This is a genomic window from Pantoea sp. FN0307, assembly GCF_050113815.1.
Lineage (GTDB): Bacteria > Pseudomonadota > Gammaproteobacteria > Enterobacterales > Enterobacteriaceae > Mixta > Mixta alhagi.
On record NZ_JBNJSO010000008.1, the window covers coordinates 66239 to 82489 of the forward strand.

The 16251-nt window shown below is 53.7% G+C and carries 18 protein-coding genes; 10 read left to right on the top strand and 8 right to left on the bottom strand.

The genetic code is table 11. The features are described 5' to 3' along the window. Positions 1–28: 28 nt before the first annotated feature. From ACQE3Z_RS18720 to envC, 4 genes are all read right to left on the bottom strand, one after another. The gene (locus ACQE3Z_RS18720; protein WP_426974934.1) at positions 29–937 is read right to left on the bottom strand and encodes a hypothetical protein; all 909 of its coding nucleotides are present in this window, start codon (positions 935–937) and stop codon (positions 29–31) included. Next, positions 930–2162: a glycosyltransferase gene (locus tag ACQE3Z_RS18725; RefSeq protein ID WP_426974935.1), complete on the bottom strand. Its 1233-nt coding sequence runs from the start codon at positions 2160–2162 to the stop codon at positions 930–932. The genes ACQE3Z_RS18720 and ACQE3Z_RS18725 overlap by 8 nt, the downstream gene beginning before the upstream one ends. Before the next feature lie 86 nt (positions 2163–2248). Beyond that, on the bottom strand, positions 2249–3136 hold the full coding sequence (locus tag ACQE3Z_RS18730) for a divergent polysaccharide deacetylase family protein (protein WP_426974969.1): 888 nt from the start codon (positions 3134–3136) through the stop codon (positions 2249–2251). 21 nt (positions 3137–3157) lie between these two features. After that, on the bottom strand, positions 3158–4465 hold the full coding sequence (gene envC / locus ACQE3Z_RS18735; protein WP_426974970.1) for a murein hydrolase activator EnvC: 1308 nt from the start codon (positions 4463–4465) through the stop codon (positions 3158–3160). Positions 4466–4798: 333 nt separating this feature from the next. Between envC and ACQE3Z_RS18740 the strand changes: the two genes are divergently transcribed. The 5 genes from ACQE3Z_RS18740 (at position 4799) to cysE (ending at position 7929) form a co-directional block, all read left to right on the top strand. Further along, on the top strand, positions 4799–5230 hold the full coding sequence (locus tag ACQE3Z_RS18740; protein WP_085069324.1) for a rhodanese-like domain-containing protein: 432 nt from the start codon (positions 4799–4801) through the stop codon (positions 5228–5230). Between the two features lie 18 nt (positions 5231–5248). Beyond that, positions 5249–5500: a glutaredoxin 3 gene (gene grxC / locus ACQE3Z_RS18745; protein WP_085069326.1), complete on the top strand. Its 252-nt coding sequence runs from the start codon at positions 5249–5251 to the stop codon at positions 5498–5500. Positions 5501–5551: 51 nt separating this feature from the next. Next, positions 5552–6016 carry a protein-export chaperone SecB gene (gene secB, locus ACQE3Z_RS18750; RefSeq protein ID WP_085069328.1) on the top strand — a complete coding sequence of 155 codons (465 nt, stop codon included), beginning with the start codon at positions 5552–5554 and terminating at the stop codon, positions 6014–6016. Then, positions 6016–7035, top strand: coding sequence for an NAD(P)H-dependent glycerol-3-phosphate dehydrogenase (gene gpsA / locus ACQE3Z_RS18755; RefSeq protein ID WP_426974936.1), 1020 nt, complete (start codon positions 6016–6018; stop codon positions 7033–7035). The genes secB and gpsA overlap by 1 nt, the downstream gene beginning before the upstream one ends. A gap of 72 nt (positions 7036–7107) precedes the next feature. Continuing rightward, positions 7108–7929: a serine O-acetyltransferase gene (gene cysE, locus ACQE3Z_RS18760; protein WP_085069332.1), complete on the top strand. Its 822-nt coding sequence runs from the start codon at positions 7108–7110 to the stop codon at positions 7927–7929. 18 nt (positions 7930–7947) lie between these two features. On the opposite strand, the gene trmL is transcribed toward cysE, so the two are convergent. The 3 genes from trmL to cpxR are packed head-to-tail and all read right to left on the bottom strand — an operon-like array spanning position 7948 to position 10525. Continuing rightward, a complete protein-coding gene (gene trmL / locus ACQE3Z_RS18765; protein WP_085069334.1) occupies positions 7948–8421 on the bottom strand; it encodes a tRNA (uridine(34)/cytosine(34)/5-carboxymethylaminomethyluridine(34)-2'-O)-methyltransferase TrmL in 474 nt (157 codons plus the stop codon). A gap of 35 nt (positions 8422–8456) precedes the next feature. Then, positions 8457–9830 (bottom strand): envelope stress sensor histidine kinase CpxA, encoded by a 1374-nt coding sequence (gene cpxA, locus ACQE3Z_RS18770; protein ID WP_426974937.1) that lies wholly within the window; start codon positions 9828–9830, stop codon positions 8457–8459. Beyond that, positions 9827–10525 (bottom strand): envelope stress response regulator transcription factor CpxR, encoded by a 699-nt coding sequence (gene cpxR, locus ACQE3Z_RS18775; RefSeq protein ID WP_085069337.1) that lies wholly within the window; start codon positions 10523–10525, stop codon positions 9827–9829. Before cpxR ends, cpxA begins: the two co-directional genes overlap by 4 nt. 151 nt (positions 10526–10676) lie before the next feature. Between cpxR and cpxP the strand changes: the two genes are divergently transcribed. The 5 genes from cpxP (at position 10677) to ACQE3Z_RS18800 (ending at position 15407) form a co-directional block, all read left to right on the top strand. After that, a complete protein-coding gene (gene cpxP, locus ACQE3Z_RS18780) occupies positions 10677–11192 on the top strand; it encodes a cell-envelope stress modulator CpxP (RefSeq protein WP_426974938.1) in 516 nt (171 codons plus the stop codon). A 171-nt stretch (positions 11193–11363) separates the two neighbouring features. After that, positions 11364–12260 carry a CDF family cation-efflux transporter FieF gene (gene fieF, locus ACQE3Z_RS18785; protein ID WP_426974939.1) on the top strand — a complete coding sequence of 299 codons (897 nt, stop codon included), beginning with the start codon at positions 11364–11366 and terminating at the stop codon, positions 12258–12260. Between the two features lie 218 nt (positions 12261–12478). Next, positions 12479–13441 carry a 6-phosphofructokinase gene (gene pfkA / locus ACQE3Z_RS18790; protein WP_426974940.1) on the top strand — a complete coding sequence of 321 codons (963 nt, stop codon included), beginning with the start codon at positions 12479–12481 and terminating at the stop codon, positions 13439–13441. Positions 13442–13581: 140 nt separating this feature from the next. Then, positions 13582–14571, top strand: coding sequence for a sulfate ABC transporter substrate-binding protein (locus ACQE3Z_RS18795; RefSeq protein WP_426974941.1), 990 nt, complete (start codon positions 13582–13584; stop codon positions 14569–14571). Between the two features lie 80 nt (positions 14572–14651). After that, positions 14652–15407 carry a CDP-diacylglycerol diphosphatase gene (locus ACQE3Z_RS18800; RefSeq protein ID WP_426974942.1) on the top strand — a complete coding sequence of 252 codons (756 nt, stop codon included), beginning with the start codon at positions 14652–14654 and terminating at the stop codon, positions 15405–15407. Between the two features lie 40 nt (positions 15408–15447). Here the strand turns inward: ACQE3Z_RS18800 and tpiA are convergent, their stop codons facing one another. Further along, positions 15448–16212: a triose-phosphate isomerase gene (gene tpiA / locus ACQE3Z_RS18805; protein WP_085069348.1), complete on the bottom strand. Its 765-nt coding sequence runs from the start codon at positions 16210–16212 to the stop codon at positions 15448–15450. Between the last annotated feature and the right edge of the window lie 39 nt (positions 16213–16251).

Genomic DNA, 16251 nt, shown 5'->3' on the forward strand with positions numbered 1-16251 from the left:
CATCAGCACGCTACGGGCAGCCGCACGCTTACTGTTTCTTTTCTGCATCGGTCAGGTAACGCACTTTACGCGTATAGTCCTGACCTTTAAACAGCAGCGGCGCATCCGCAGACTGAAGATATTTCTGCCATTCGCTCAGCGGAAATCCGCCATGCGCGCCAATCACTTCTTTCGGAATAGTGGCTTCCTGACCGCCGATACGTTTGGAGACTGGCCAGTTCATCCATTCACCCAGGTTAACGGTTTTGAGATCCAGCAAATCCAGCAGGGCGGCCAGCGGTAGCTGATCCGTCGGCGGCTGTGAATCATCCATCAACTCCCAGGTATCCTGAAACAGCGTCAGCCACAGCGGACAGATACGCTTCCAGGTCTGGCGCGTAGCGGCCAGGAATGCGCCATTAACGTGATCGACCAGAAAAGGGCGTACCGTCCGTGAATAATAGGCGGGCTGATCCTCTGGCGCCGCCTTATCCAGCTTGGCAATCATTTTACCCTGACGAAAGCTGGAGTAGATATGTGCTGCTTTCATATTTATTTCAGGCATTTGCAACAGGTTAAGATCAGAATCGATCATCAAAATACCGTCGGTTTGTGCCTGAAGCGGTGCCTGTAGCTTAATTAACCGGCTGCGATAGATTTGCTTATAGCGATAACTCTCTTCACGGTCCGGCACCGTCAGCGTGACCACGCGCGTCTTTGGCGGCAAATTGCGGAAAAGCGCGGCGGGCTGATCGCTGACAATAACAATCTCTTCTGCCCGTTCGGCATAGCGTGAAGCAAACAGTGCGCTTAGCTCGGCTTCCTCAATAAAGTCTGCGCCGGTACAGGGGATCACAATGGAGGTAACAGGCACCTCGCCCTGCACCTCCGCCTGCGTATAGGGGATATTGTGCCGCGACTGGATATGACGGTATTGAGGATTTAAAAATTCAAACATGAGAAGAAGATTCCTTTGCCACGCTTCGCAACAGGGCTTCGACGCCCGCCACATAATTTTCAATAGCGTAGTGAGATTTAACGTTGGCATTAGCCTGTGAAATCAGCTGCTGGCGCAGGGCGTGATCCTGGCAGAGCGCCTGCATATGCGCACAAAGGCGTGCGGTATCGCCATATTCAAACAGCAGCCCGGTTTGCCCATTATCAACCAGCTCGGCGGTGCCCACCACATTCGAGCCGATTACCGCCGTATTAACCAGCATCGCTTCCAGCACCACGCGCGGCAGACCTTCACTTTTAGAGGCCAGCACAAAAACATCCATGGCCGCCAGATAATCGAGCGCGTTATTACGAAAACCGGTAAACGTCACGCGATCGGCAATGCCTTCCCGCACAGCCAGCTGTTGCAGGCTGTTCAGCTCCGGGCCTGTGCCGACCACTACCATATGCCAGTTAACCTGCGGGCAGGCTTGCTGAAAGGCGCCCAGCGCCTGCAGAGTATGATGTGTCGCCTTACGGGCAATAAGCGAGCCAATACTGCCGAATAAAAAACACTCTTCCGGCAGGCCAAGCCGGGCGCGAACCGTACAACGATCGGGCAGAGGCTGATGGATATCGATGGCGTTGGAGACCGTAAAGCAGCGTGAAGGATCAACGCCGCTGGAGCGTAGGGTTTGGCAGACGCCATGAGAAACGGCTATCACCGCATTGACCCGCTGATTAATCATGCGGACCAGTTGCGGAGTCAGCAGCGGCTCAATACGGCAATGTTGTACCAGAGAAACGGGAATATCGGCGACCGCCAGGTAACCTTCAACGTTAGTACTGGGTTGGTTGTTCATATAGAGCGTATCGTACCCACCCTGCAGCAGCAGCTCACGCAGCCTGAGTGCGTTAGGCTCAACGCGCCAGCGGCGATCGATCGTCTCAGCCACGCGCTTTTTCAGCGAGCGGCTGAAAAACAGCAGCGCGCGCAGCAGCTCTTTTTGCAGCTTGGCTGAAAGAGGCTGTTTACGCTGTGGAATAAAGATAACCGGAATGCCGATGGCGTTCAGCACCGACTCGATGGTCTCACCCTCGCCGCGTTGGTAATTATAATAAAAACAGCAGGTAATATCGAAACGGTCGCGATCGATACGCTTCAGCAGTTCCAGCATACTGTTGGTGCCGCCGCCCCATTCTCTGCCGTTATCCAGCAACAGGATTTTTTGTCGAGCTTGCGTCATCGCGCCATATCCTTACGCTCACGAAGGAAGAAATGATCAGGGCGGCATTATAAAGATTTCCTGCCGCGCTGACGATGCACAATCTATCAAAACAGGCTGCCGATCTTTTTCACTAGCGGACTTTGCGCAACGCTCTCGGTAATTACCTCCAGCGCGTGCGTTGCCGGCACCGGCGTTAGCGGCTGCGGCAGGCGACAGATCGCGACACCACGGAACGGATTACGCGGCTTCGGCGCGGTTTTCTGCGGCGCTGGTGCAGCAGAAGGGGTCTGTGACTCATTCAACAGCTGGCTGGGGCGAACCAGCGTTACGTCTGCAGGCAGGTTGGGCAGCATCTGTTGCAGAACGCGTACGGTAGAAGGATGGGGATGACCAATCGCGATCGCTGAGCCATTGCGCTGCGCCAGATGCACCGCGCGATTAAATTGCTTGCGAATCTCTGCTTCGTTCTGATTATCATCAAGGAATACGCGGCGCTTAATGACTTTTACACGCGTGCCCGCAGCGGCGCGTGTCGCCTGGCTGTTGCCAATGGTCATGCTGTCGAGAAAGTAAAAACTGTAGTGATCCAATACCTGCATGACTTTTTGCATTCCTGACAGGCTGGAGGTCATTTTACTGCCCATATGATTATTCATGCCCACCGCATAGGGCACGTTAGCTACCGCGTTATGAATGATACGGGCGATCTCGTCAGCGCTCATTTCCGGCTGAAGCGTATCCCGCTCCAGCGGCTGCTTGCTGAGCGGGGCCATCGGCAGATGAATCAGCACTTCGTGCCCATGCTGGTGGGCTTTGGTTGCCATCTCACGCGCATGCGGAGCGGTAGGCAATACTGCTACCGAAATAGCGTTCGGCATCTGCAGCACCTGATTTTCCTGCTGGGGACGATAACCAAAATCATCAATCACGATAGCCAATTTACCAGCGCTCGCCGAACAGGCGAACAGCAGGCCGCTTAGCGCCACGGCCATTCTTTTAACTGAAAACAACACTTATTTTCCTAACCACGGGAGTGGGTTGACCGCCTGTCCCTGACGACGGATTTCAAAATAGAGTGACGGCGTGCCACGGCCGCCGCTGGTGCCGACCAGCGCGATCGGCTGTCCGGCTTTTACCTGAGCGCCGGTGGTGACCAGCGCGCTCTGGTTATAGCCATACAGGCTCATATCGCCCTTGCCATGTTCGACCACCACCACCAGTCCGTAACCTTGCAGCCAGTCGGCCATTAGCACGCGGCCGTCGGCAATGGCTTTAACCTCGGTGCCTTCCGGCGCGTCGATCACCAGGCCTTTCCAGCGTAGCTCGCCCTGGAGCGCTTCACCGAAGCGATGTTCGATGCGGCCACGTACCGGCCAGAAAGCCTGACCGCCGGGACGACCCAGGCCGCCGGTACGTGACATTAGCGAACGCTCGCTTTCGGTGGGTTTATAGGTAGAGCCTTTGGCTTTCGCTTGCGCCTGGCGCTTACGCACCTGCTCCGCCTCCCGCGCCTCACGCTCAGCGCGTGCTTTTGCTTCGCGCTCGGCACGGGCGATTTTATCCTGCAGGCGGCTTTCGTTCTGGCGCATCTCTACCAGGTCGGCCTGATCTTTTTCCAGCGCGCTTTCCAGCGTCACGAGCGTTTTTTTCCGTGCAACGCGCGCCTGTTCCAGCCGCGCCTGCTGCGTTTGCTGTTCGCTTAGCAATGACTTCTGCTGGTTCTGTTTGTTGAGCAAATCCGCTTTTTGCGTGGCCAGATCGCGCCGCGTTTTCTGCAGTTCATCGATATTTTTCTGCCGTGCTTCGTTAAGATAACCGAAGTAAGAAAGGATGCGTTCGCTGCGCTGGCTCTCTTCACCGCTAAGCAGGAGCTGCAGGCCGCTATGCTTGCCCTGACGAAAAGCGGCGTCAAGCTGCTGCGCCAGCAAGGTTTCCTGCTGCGTCTGCTGCTTTTGCAGCCGAGCGATAGAATGGTTTAGCGTATCGATTTCTTTGTTCAGACGGGTCAGCAGTTGCTGAGTTTGCCGTAGTTTACGGCTGGCTTCGGCAATGATTTTTTCCTGGCTTTGCAGCTGATCCAGCAGCTTGCTGCGCTGTTCTTTTTGTAAGCGAACGCTCTTTTCTTTTTCAGCAATGTTTTGCTGAATAGATTTAAGCTGGGATTTATTGTCATCCGCAGCGCTGGCATGCAGCGGCAACAGCAGTACGCCAGCACATAACAGGCTGACGGAGAGCGCGGACAAACGGCTGTGTAACGGCGCGTAACCGGCCATAAAGTTACCTGAAGTCCATGAATGTAAAACTGATGCTTTTTCCCTCATAAGGAGTCGATTATTCCATGATGAATAGCCGCTTGCCAGCGATGGGCCTGGCTTTTGCGTTTCTGTTCGTTTCAAACGCCTTTCTTTTACCGCACGGCAGGCAGCAAAGAATGCAATTCGCTTTATTAAAAGGACATTAGCGGATAATCGCCGCCTCTGCCGCGCCTTTTTACCGTCGGGTTCCGGTATTGTTTGCGCCACGGCAAATTTTTTCCGCTTTATACAACAGAAAACCACACTCTCACCGCTTCGCGACTGTACATGCGAGGTGGCGCAGGTATACTCAGAAACCTATTTTTCGCTTATTAACCCTGTCGGGAGTTGTTACCCCTCATGCAAGAAATTATGCAATTCGCAAGCAATCACCCCATTCTGTGTCTGGCATGGGTCGTATTGCTGGTTTTAGTGATCGTGACCACGTTTAAGGGCATGTTTTCCAAAGTTAAAACCATCAGCCGTGGCGAAGCGACTCGCCTGATTAACAAGGAAGATGCGGTGGTTGTGGATACCCGCTCCCGCGATGAATTTCGTAAAGGTCATATTTCCGGCGCGCATAATATTCTGGCGGCGGATATTAAAAAGGGCACGTTCAGCGAATTGGAAAAGCATAAAGCTCAGCCCATAATTGTAGTTTGCGCGACGGGAACTTCCGCCTTTGAAGCGGCTTCTCAGCTGAGCGCTGCAGGTTTCGAGCAGGTAAGCGTACTGAAAGATGGTATCGCTGGCTGGAGCAGTGAAAATCTGCCGCTGGTACGCGGTAAATAACCTTACAAGGTGCTGAACATGGCTAACGTAGAGATTTATACCAAAGCAACCTGTCCTTACTGCCATCGGGCAAAAGCGCTGCTGACGCAGAAAGGCGTGGTTTTCCAGGAAATCCCGATTGACGGTGATGCGGATAAGCGCGAAGAGATGATTAAACGCAGCGGCCGAACCACCGTACCGCAAATTTTTATCGATGCACAACACATTGGCGGTTGTGACGATCTTTATGCGCTGGACAGCCGCGAAGGTCTTGATCCTTTGCTGAAATGATGGCTTAACTGGCACCACGATGGATTTTTTTAACTAACAGGACTCAACACAATGTCAGAACAAAACACCAGCGAAATGTCATTCCAGATCCAGCGTATTTATACGAAAGATATTTCCTTTGAAGCGCCTAACGCGCCGCAGGTTTTCCAGAAAGAGTGGGAGCCGGAAGTTAAACTGGATCTGGATACCGCCTCCAGCCAGCTGGCTGAAGGTATTTACGAAGTGGTGCTGCGCGTAACGGTTACGGCATCCGTAGGGACGGAAACGGCGTTCCTGTGCGAAGTGCAGCAGGCGGGTATCTTCACTATTTCCGGTATCGAAGGCACCCAGATGGCACATTGCCTTGGCGCTTACTGCCCGAATATTCTGTTCCCGTACGCCCGTGAGTGCATCACCAGTCTGGTTTCACGCGGCACCTTCCCGCAACTTAACCTTGCGCCGGTTAACTTCGATGCGCTGTTTATGAACTATCTGCAGCAGCAAGAAGAAGGCGGCGAACCTCGTCAGGATGCCTGATGAACAAGCGTAACGCAGCAGTTACCGTGCTTGGTGCCGGATCTTACGGCACCGCACTCGCCATTACCTTAGCCCGCAACGGCCATCAGGTGCTGTTGTGGGGCCATAATCCTCAACATCTCTCCCAGCTGGAAGCCGAGCGCTGCAACGTGGCTTTTCTGCCAGACGTGCCTTTTCCCGCCACGCTATCTACCGAGCCAGACCTTGCCCAGGCCGTTGCCGCCAGTCGTGATTTGCTGATTGTGGTGCCGAGTCATGTTTTTGGCGAAGTGCTACAGCAGATCAAGCCACATTTGCGTGCTGACTCGCGTATTATTTGGGCCACCAAAGGGCTGGAGCGCGAAACCGGACGTTTACTGCAGGATGTGGCGCGCGATATTGTTGGCGATACGCTGCCGCTGGCGGTGATCTCCGGCCCAACTTTCGCGAAAGAGCTGGCGGCGGGTTTACCTACTGCGATTGCACTGGCCGCGACCGATCCGCAGTTTGCTGATGATCTTCAGTTGCTGCTGCACTGCGGTAAAAGTTTTCGCGTCTACAACAACCCTGACTTTATCGGGGTGCAGCTGGGCGGTGCGGTGAAAAACGTGATCGCTATCGGCGCAGGTATTTCTGACGGTATCGGCTTTGGGGCGAATGCGCGTACTGCTTTGATTACCCGAGGCCTGGCGGAGATGAGTCGTCTTGGCGAAGCGCTGGGCGCCGATCCTACCACCTTTATGGGCATGGCAGGGCTGGGCGATCTGGTACTGACCTGTACTGATAATCAGTCACGTAATCGCCGGTTCGGTATCATGCTGGGTCAGGGCGTGGATGTCGAGAGTGCGCAGACACAGATTGGACAGGTTGTGGAAGGCTATCGCAACACCAAAGAGGTGCGCGCGCTGGCGGCACGCTATGGTGTCGAAATGCCAATAACCGAGCAAATTTATCAGGTATTGTATTGCGAAAAATCGGCGCGCGAGGCAGCATTGAACCTGCTGGGACGTACCCGCAAGGATGAAAACAGCAGTCGCTGAGGCGGGAGGCCCGGCTGGATACCTGTGGCGTCTCGGGCGAACCGGACGCTATTTTTTTATCGGGAGAGAGCAATGTCGGATGAAGAGTTACAGCTGGTCTGGAATAACATCAAAGCGGAAGGGCGTGCCCTGGCGGATTGTGAACCCATGCTGGCCAGTTTTTTCCATGCGACATTGCTTAAGCATGAGAACCTTGGCGGCGCGCTAAGTTATATGCTGGCTAACAAGCTGGCTAATGCAATTATGCCCGCTATCGCCATTCGTGAGATTGTCGAAGAGGCGTATCGCCATGACCCCTCAATGATCGCTGCGGCGGCACGCGATATTCTGGCGGTACGCCAGCGCGATCCAGCGATAGATAAATATTCGACGCCGCTGCTCTATCTGAAAGGCTTCCATGCGCTGCAGGCTTATCGTATCGGCCACTGGCTGTGGAACGAGGGTCGCCGGGCGCTGGCGGTCTATCTGCAAAATGAAATCTCTGTCTCTTTTGCCGTAGATATCCATCCGGCCGCGCGTATTGGCTGCGGCATCATGCTTGACCATGCGACCGGCATCGTGATTGGCGAAACGGCGGTGGTTGAGAACGATGTCTCTATCCTGCAGTCGGTTACGCTTGGCGGCACGGGTAAAACCAGCGGCGACCGTCATCCTAAAATTCGTGAAGGGGTGATGATTGGCGCCGGTGCGAAAATCCTCGGCAATATTGAAGTTGGGCGCGGGGCGAAAATTGGTGCCGGTTCGGTGGTGCTACAGCCGGTGCCGCCGCATACCACCGCCGCCGGCGTGCCGGCGCGCATCGTTGGCAAACCGGCCAGCGATAAGCCATCCATGGATATGGATCAACATTTTAACGGCACGATCCCCGGCTTTGAGTTTGGCGACGGCATCTGACGTCGCCCTTCGTCGGCGTCAGCTTTTTAGCAGAGCGCCCTGATATTCCAACTGCCGCCAGGCCTCATACACCACCACTGAAACCGCATTCGACAGGTTCATGCTGCGGCTTTGCGCCAGCATGGGAATGCGGATTTTTTGCTGTGGAGGTAGTGCATCCAGAATCGTGGCGGGTAAGCCGCGGCTTTCAGGGCCAAACAGCAGATAATCACCTGATTGATAGCTAACCGCGCTGTGCGCAGGCGTGCCCTTGGTTGTCAGCGCAAACAGACGCTCAGGCTGTTCGCTGGTGCAGAACGCCTCAAAGCTGGCGTGACGTTTAATCGCGGTAAATTCATGGTAATCAAGCCCGGCGCGACGCAGGCGCTTGTCATCCCAGGTAAAGCCAAGCGGCTCAATCAGATGCAGCTGGAAGCCGGTATTTGCGCACAGGCGAATGATATTGCCGGTATTAGGTGGAATTTCAGGTTCAAATAAGACGATGTTCAGCATAAGGCCCCCGATAACGAGGGCCGAAGCATAACAAATTAGCGCACAGAGTACAGCGGTAGCCAGATAGTCAGACGCAAGCCGCCGAGCGGGCTGTCATCCGCTTTTACCCAGCCGCGATGCTGCTGGATAGCCGTTTCGACAATTGCCAGACCCAGCCCGGTGCCGCCGGACTCCCTGTCACGCGCCTCATCGGTGCGATAGAAGGGACGGAATATCTGTTCACGATCTTCCGGGCTGACGCCAGGACCGTCATCATCGACATGCACTGTGATCCCCTGATTATCCACAGAGAAGCTCACTGAAATATGTGAATTTGAGTAGCGCAGCGCATTACGGACAATATTTTCCAGCGCGCTTTCCAGCGCATGGGGGTTGCCATACAGCGGCCATGGGCCTGGCGGGTAGGGCACCTCCAGCTTTTTACCCATCTGCTCCGCTTCAAATTTGGCATCTTCCAGTACGCCATTCCAGAGATGGTTTGCTTTCATCGCTTCGCTGACTAACGCATTTTTATGCTGCGTACGCGACAGCACCAGCAAATCGTTAATCATGCCGTCAAGGCGCTGCGCCTCCAGTTCAATGCGTCCTAACTCTTTGCCTTCGCCATAACGACGACGCATCAGGGCAGTGGCCAACTGAAGACGTGTTAAGGGCGTACGCAGCTCGTGTGAAATATCGGAGAGCAGGCGCTGTTGCGCGGTCATCATGCGCTCCAGCGCGCTGACCATCTGATTAAAGCTGGAGCCAGCGGCAAGAAATTCCTGCGGCCCCGCTTCCAGTTCCGGATGCTGACGCAGATTCCCACTAGCCACATCATCCGCCGCGTGTTTTAACTTACGCGCCGGTTTCGCCAGGCTCCAGGCCAGCCACAGCAGCAGAGGGGAGCTGATCAGCATGGTGACAATCAAGAGCAACAGCGGGCGGTCAAACAGCAGATTGATAAAATCCAGCTGGGAGCTGCTGGCCGGGCGCATCAGATAGAGTTGATAATTATCTTCGCCATCGCGTACGGCAAAGGGCCCAACCAGCTCAACGCGGCCATATTTCTTTTTCAGAGGATGATCGGCATTATCAGATTGCCCGATAAAATTGCGGATAATCTGCATTTCATTATGCTGAGCGCCAATAACGCGGCCTTCGCTGGTAACCAGCAGCAGACGTTGGCCGGGCGGCGCCCATTTATCGATAGCGCGAAACAGCCGACGCCACCACATCAAATCATTGGGCGGATCCTGCATAAGCTCCGCTTCAATGTGCTGCTCAATCATGATGCCCTGTCGCTGCTCGCTTTCCAGCAGTGACGTAAGCTGCCGTGAATCCAGCTTAGGGAGCATAAGCACCAGCATCAGAACCAACGCCAGCGTTAACCAGAAGATGGCAAAGATGCGAGTGGTCAGGCTGCTTATCATGACGCGGAGACCATCAAATATCCACGGCCACGCAGCGTTTTAAACCAGGGGTGACCATCGCGGCGTTCAGGCAGCTTACGACGCAGGTTAGAGATATGCATATCAATGGCGCGATCAAATGGCGTCAGGCGCTTACCCAGCACTTCCTGACTGAGATGCTCGCGTGATACTACCTGGCCAAGATGCTGGGCTAACAAATAGAGTAGGGTGAATTCGGTACCGGTCAGATCCAGCGTAACGTTATCAAAGCTGGCTTCCTGGCGGCCAGGATTGAGTCGCAGGCAGTCGACTTCCAGCGTTGGCGAGCTGTTGTCATGCTGCTGTTGTTGTTCGCTCCAGCTGGAACGACGCAAAATAGCGCGGATACGGGCGACCAGTTCACGATCGTTAAACGGCTTCGGTAGATAGTCATCGGCACCCAGTTCGAGACCTAAAACGCGATCCAGTTCGCTGCCGCGCGCGGTCAACATAATCACCGGTGTTTGATATTGCTGGCGAAGCTCTTTCAACGTATCGATGCCGTTCTTTTTAGGCATCATCACATCGAGTAATAACAGATCAATGGTGTCATCGAGCAGGCTGAGCGCCTGTTCCCCATCTGAGGCGACAACGATATTAAACCCTTCCATTTCAAGCAATTCTTTAAGCAGCGAAGTTAATTCGCGGTCATCATCAACCAACAGGATTTTATTCATTTTCTTAAGCCCTCCGCAGGCAAAATAGCGTGATCGCCTACCCCATTCCATCGCTTTACGTAGTTTTACACCCCCTGACGCTAGTTTGCAGCTATCTCTGTAGTCTGAACTGCGTTGAATCAAATGATGCAAACGAATGTGGGAGTAAACGATGCGCAAAGTAACCGCCGTCGTCTTTGCTTCAGCCTCGGTGGTTTTTAGTTACTCCAGCGCATGGGCAGCAGACGTTACGACGATTGACGGGATGCATCCGCCAGGCGAATTGATGACTGGCAGCATAGCGCAAAATCCGCAAAGCCATATGTTTGATGGCATTAAGCTTTCGGAACAACAGCGTCAGCAGATGCGGGATCTAATGCAGCAAACGCAACATGAGCGCCCTCCCGTAAACGTGAAAGATTTAGAAACTCTGCATAATCTGGTGATTGCAGAAAAGTTTAATGAAACAGCCGTAAAGGCTCAGGCAGAAAAGTTAGCACAGGAACAGGTTGCGCGGCAGGTCGAAATGGCCCGTATCCGCAACCAGATGTATCACCTGCTAACGCCGCAGCAACAGGCTGTTTTGCAACAAAAGCATGAGCAACGAATGAGTGAGTTGCGCAGGCTGACGAATTTGCAGCAGGTTCAGCCTCTGCATGAAGCGAGTAGTGCCGGCAGTAACCAGTAATATAGTATCCCTGTTTTCCTTGCCATAGACACCATCCCTGTCTTCCCCGCCATGATGGCGGGGTTTTTTTTTGCCCATAATATCTCCCTTTTCTGCACATCCTTTGCGCGTATCCTGCTGCTTTTTGCGATACTGCTCTTATACTTAGCTTTTACTTTCAGTGGGGTGCGGATGTTAGCTTCCTATGCGCGGCTGGTTAACCGGGCGGCAATGGCAGCAACGGTGCTGGCAGTGCTGCTGTTATTTATCAAGATATTCGCCTGGTGGTATACCGGATCGGTCAGCGTACTGGCAGCTCTGGTGGATTCGCTGGTCGATACCGCCGCCTCTTTAACCAATCTTCTGGTGGTGCGCTATTCATTGCAGCCTGCGGATGCGGAGCATACGTTTGGTCATGGTAAAGCGGAATCGCTGGCAGCCCTGGCGCAGAGCATGTTTATTTCCGGCTCTGCCCTGTTTTTGTTCCTGACCGGTATTCAGCATTTGGCTTCTCCGGGCGTGCTACACGCACCGCTGGTAGGTATGGTCGTTACCCTTGTGGCGTTGGTTTCAACGCTGCTGCTGGTGGCTTTTCAACGCTGGGTCGTGCGTAAAACGCAAAGCCAGGCGATTCGTGCCGACATGTTGCATTATCAGTCTGACGTATTGATGAACGGGGCCATTTTGCTGGCGCTGGCGCTTAGCTGGTATGGCTTCACCCGGGCTGATGCGCTGTTTGCGTTAGGCATTGGCGCATGGATTCTGTTTAGCGCGTTACGTATGGGCTATGATGCCGTACAGTCTTTACTTGATCGTGCGTTGCCTGATGCGGAGCGGCAACAGATAGTGCAAATCATCACCAGCTGGCCTGGCGTCCAGGGCGCGCACGATTTGCGTACCCGACAATCAGGTCCGACACGCTTTATTCAGGTCCATCTGGAAATAGAGGATAACTTGCCGTTAATTCAGGCACATCGCGTGGCGGAGCAGGTAGAGCAGGCGCTTTTAAAACACTTTCCTGGCTCGGATATTATCATCCATCAGGATCCCTGTTCTGTTGCCCGCACCGAGCCGCAGGGTTTTTTATAGGCAGAAGTGTGGAATAATATCAGCCTGGCTTTTGAACGAGGCGCAAAGCCACATTGTGGAAAAGATTTTACCCGAAACTAGTCTGACCTGAATCAATTCAGCAGCAGGGGTTTGATATACTATTTGCCATTATGAGTCGGTAAGATCGGACACTGAGCGGGCGTCGAACCTTTCCGGCGTAACGAATTCATCATTAAGTATTAAGTCCAGAGGTAGCCATGATCAAGAAAATCGGTGTACTGACAAGCGGCGGCGACGCCCCAGGGATGAACGCAGCTATTCGCGGTGTCGTTCGCTCCGCCCTGAGTGAAGGACTGGAAGTTTGTGGCATTTATGATGGCTATCTCGGCTTGTATGAAGACCGCATGATCAACCTCGACCGCTACAGCGTTTCTGACATGATTAACCGCGGCGGCACCTTTCTGGGCTCTGCGCGTTTTCCTGAGTTCCGTAATGAGGAAACGCGTCAGGTAGCCATTGAGAATATGAAAAAGCGCAATATCGATGCGCTGGTGGTGATTGGTGGCGACGGCTCTTATATGGGTGCGAAACGCCTGACTGAAATGGGCTTCCCATGTATCGGTTTACCGGGCACCATCGATAACGACGTGGCCGGTACCGACTACACCATTGGTTATTTCACAGCGCTGGAAACGGTGGTTGAAGCAATCGACCGCCTGCGTGATACCTCTTCTTCACACCAGCGTATTTCTATCGTTGAAGTGATGGGCCGTTACTGTGGCGATCTGACGCTGGCAGCGTCGATTGCGGGCGGATGTGAATTTATCGTACTGCCGGAAATTCCTTATACTCGCGAAGAGCTGGTGCAGGAGATCAAAGCGGGTATCGAGAAAGGTAAAAAGCACGCTATCGTGGCGATTACTGAGCATATCTGCGATATCGATGAGCTGGCGAAATATATCGAAGCGGAAACCAAACGCGAAACGCGCGCGACGGTTCTGGGTCACATTCAGCGCGGTGGTGCACCGGTCGCCTATGACCGTATTCTGGCTTCACGTATGGGCGCTTATGCGATTGAACTGTTGCTACAGGGCTACGGCGGCCGCTGCGTGGGTATCCAGAATGAAAAGATGGTGCATCACGATATCATCGATGCCATTGAAAACATGAAGCGCCCTTTCAAACGCGACTGGCTGGAAACCGCAAAAAAACTTTATTAATTGTTTTCAGGGCGCTGCGCACGCAGTGCCCTGTTTCCCCTTTTTATATTCCATAAAGTAATAACCTCCTATTTTTAATTCTTTAAAACGCCGTAAGCTTTATGTCACGCTTCCGTTAATAACTTCCGGGGGAGCGTACGATGAATAAGTGGAGTGTAGGGCTGGCCGTTTTACTGGCATCAACCAGCGTACTGGCAAAAAATATTGAACTGCTGAACGTATCTTACGATCCGACACGTGAGCTGTATGAGCAATATAACAAAGCGTTCAGCGCGCACTACAAGCAGGAAACCGGCGATAATATCGTGATCCGCCAGTCGCATGGCGGCTCCGGCAAGCAGGCAACGTCGGTAATCAACGGCATTCGCGCCGATGTGGTAACACTGGCGCTGGCTTCCGATATTGATGCCATTGCCGCGCGCGGCCGAATTAATAAAGAGTGGATAAAACGGCTCCCGGATAATTCTGCGCCTTACACCTCCACCATCGTTTTTCTGGTGCGTAAAGGCAATCCAAAGCAGATCCACGACTGGCCAGATTTGCTGAAGCCTGGCGTTGCGGTTATTACTCCTAATCCTAAAACCTCTGGCGGCGCACGCTGGAACTATCTTGCCGCCTGGGGCTACGCGCTGGACCAGAACAATGGCAACCAGGATAAGGCGCTGGAGTTTGTTAAAGCGCTGTATAAAAACGTCGAGGTACAGGATTCCGGCGCTCGCGGGGCAACGAATACGTTTGTTGAGCGCGGCATTGGCGATGTGCTGATTGCCTGGGAGAACGAAGCTTATCTGGCGGTAAATAAGCTGGGTAAAGACCAGTTTGAGATTGTTACGCCCAGTGAGTCTATCCTTGCCGAGCCGACGGTATCCGTTGTCGATCGCGTGGTTGACGATCGTGATACGCGCAAAGTAGCCAATGACTATCTGAATTATCTCTACTCACCGGAGGGGCAGGCCATTGCCGCGCAAAACTTCTACCGTCCTCGTGATGCCGGGGTGGCAAAGAAATATGCCAGCACCTTTACGCCGCTGAAGCTGTTCACCATTGATAACAAATTCGGCGGCTGGACGCAGGCACAGAAAACGCACTTTGCGGAAGGTGGCACCTACGACCAGGTAATGAAACGCTAGCGCGTTCTCCTCTGATGATTTAGCGTGACAATTCTCGTTAAGCCAACGAGGGTTGTCAGCGTTCATCAGGAGGAGTCGCTATGTCAGTCCCTGCACGCGTTCTGAAAATCGTTACGGTTGTTATCGCCTTTCTTGTTATCGCGCTGGCCTTCGCGGCATGGCGTTTCCATCATAACGGCAACGCGCTGTGGCAAATTATTAGCCAGCAGTGCGTGCCGGGCCAGCTACAAAAAAACGATCCCAGCCCCTGCCAGAGCGTTGATATCAAGGCAGGTTACGTCACGCTGAAAGATCGTAACGGCTCTCTGCAATATTTATTAATGCCTGTGGCCCGCATCAGCGGTATCGAAAGCCCGGCGCTGCGGGATCCCGCTACGCCTGATTTCTTTGCGCTGGCCTGGCAACAGCGTCATCTGCTGACGATGCGTCACGGCTCTGCCGTTCCCGATAGCGCCATCTCATTAGCCATTAATTCCGAGTATGGCCGTACCCAGAACCAGCTGCATATTCATATCTCCTGCCTGGATCCTGAGGTACGTCAACAGCTGGACAGGCTAACGCCGCAGCTGAATTCACAGTGGCAGCCGGAAACATTGCATCAGCATCGCTGGCTGGTTCGCGCATTGACGCCAGCCGAGCTGGCGCAGCAGAGCAGTTTTATGCGTTTAATGCAGGAAGTGCCGCAGGCGCAGCAGGAGATGGGGAAATATGGCCTGGCGCTGGCTAGCTTATCCGATGGCAGGCTGGCATTAATGGCAATAAAGCGTGACTGGCTGAAGTTGAATCGGGCTTCGGCGGAAGAGTTGCAGGAACATCGCTGTACGATTCTGCATTAAGGCACAACAGAAAACGGGCGGCAATGCCGCCCGTTAAACATCAGGCTTTTGCTGCGGCAGCGGCCTTGACGATGACGGCAAAGGCGTCAGCTTTCAGTGAAGCACCGCCAACCAGCGCGCCATCGATATCCGGCTGAGCAAACAGCTCTGCGGCATTTTTATCGTTAACGGAGCCGCCGTACTGGATAATAACCTGCTCGGCTACTTTCGCATCTTTCTTTGCGATATGTTCACGAATAAACTTATGCACCGCCTGCGCCTGCGCCGGAGTGGCTGATTTGCCGGTACCAATCGCCCAGATCGGCTCATAGGCAATCACTGCGCCGTTAAAGGCAGCAGCACCCTGGCTTTCCAGCACCGCATCAATTTGACGCGCACATACTTCTTCGGTTTTACCCGCTTCGTTTTCTGCTTCGGTCTCACCGATGCAGAGTACCGGAGTCAGACCTGCTTCTTTCAGCACGGCGAATTTTTTCGCAATAAACTCATCGCTTTCTTTGTGATAAGTACGGCGTTCTGAATGGCCGATAATGATATAGCGAGCGCCAATATCCTTCAGCATTTCGGCAGAGACTTCACCGGTAAAGGCACCAGACAGGTTAACATCAACGTTCTGGGCACCCAGTACGATCTGGCTGTCGGCCAGCGCCTGCTGCGCCTGATCCAGATACATCACTGGCGGGGCGATGGCAACGCCACAGCCCTGAACGGCGTTCAGTTCTTTACGCAGGCCGTCGATCAGATCGCTGACCATTTTTTTGTTGCCGTTCAGTTTCCAGTTACCCATAACTAATGGATGTCGCATCATATCCTCCACGTGTAACGCAATACCAGTAAAGTACAC

Coding starts and splice junctions, on each gene's coding strand:
- ACQE3Z_RS18720 (WP_426974934.1), bottom strand. CDS start 937: ATGTTTGAATTTTTAAATCCTCAATACCGTCATATCCAGTCGCGGCAC.
- ACQE3Z_RS18725 (WP_426974935.1), bottom strand. CDS start 2,162: ATGACGCAAGCTCGACAAAAAATCCTGTTGCTGGATAACGGCAGAGAA.
- ACQE3Z_RS18730 (WP_426974969.1), bottom strand. CDS start 3,136: ATGGCCGTGGCGCTAAGCGGCCTGCTGTTCGCCTGTTCGGCGAGCGCT.
- envC (WP_426974970.1), bottom strand. CDS start 4,465: ATGAGGGAAAAAGCATCAGTTTTACATTCATGGACTTCAGGTAACTTT.
- ACQE3Z_RS18740 (WP_085069324.1), top strand. CDS start 4,799: ATGCAAGAAATTATGCAATTCGCAAGCAATCACCCCATTCTGTGTCTG.
- grxC (WP_085069326.1), top strand. CDS start 5,249: ATGGCTAACGTAGAGATTTATACCAAAGCAACCTGTCCTTACTGCCAT.
- secB (WP_085069328.1), top strand. CDS start 5,552: ATGTCAGAACAAAACACCAGCGAAATGTCATTCCAGATCCAGCGTATT.
- gpsA (WP_426974936.1), top strand. CDS start 6,016: ATGAACAAGCGTAACGCAGCAGTTACCGTGCTTGGTGCCGGATCTTAC.
- cysE (WP_085069332.1), top strand. CDS start 7,108: ATGTCGGATGAAGAGTTACAGCTGGTCTGGAATAACATCAAAGCGGAA.
- trmL (WP_085069334.1), bottom strand. CDS start 8,421: ATGCTGAACATCGTCTTATTTGAACCTGAAATTCCACCTAATACCGGC.
- cpxA (WP_426974937.1), bottom strand. CDS start 9,830: ATGATAAGCAGCCTGACCACTCGCATCTTTGCCATCTTCTGGTTAACG.
- cpxR (WP_085069337.1), bottom strand. CDS start 10,525: ATGAATAAAATCCTGTTGGTTGATGATGACCGCGAATTAACTTCGCTG.
- cpxP (WP_426974938.1), top strand. CDS start 10,677: ATGCGCAAAGTAACCGCCGTCGTCTTTGCTTCAGCCTCGGTGGTTTTT.
- fieF (WP_426974939.1), top strand. CDS start 11,364: ATGTTAGCTTCCTATGCGCGGCTGGTTAACCGGGCGGCAATGGCAGCA.
- pfkA (WP_426974940.1), top strand. CDS start 12,479: ATGATCAAGAAAATCGGTGTACTGACAAGCGGCGGCGACGCCCCAGGG.
- ACQE3Z_RS18795 (WP_426974941.1), top strand. CDS start 13,582: ATGAATAAGTGGAGTGTAGGGCTGGCCGTTTTACTGGCATCAACCAGC.
- ACQE3Z_RS18800 (WP_426974942.1), top strand. CDS start 14,652: ATGTCAGTCCCTGCACGCGTTCTGAAAATCGTTACGGTTGTTATCGCC.
- tpiA (WP_085069348.1), bottom strand. CDS start 16,212: ATGCGACATCCATTAGTTATGGGTAACTGGAAACTGAACGGCAACAAA.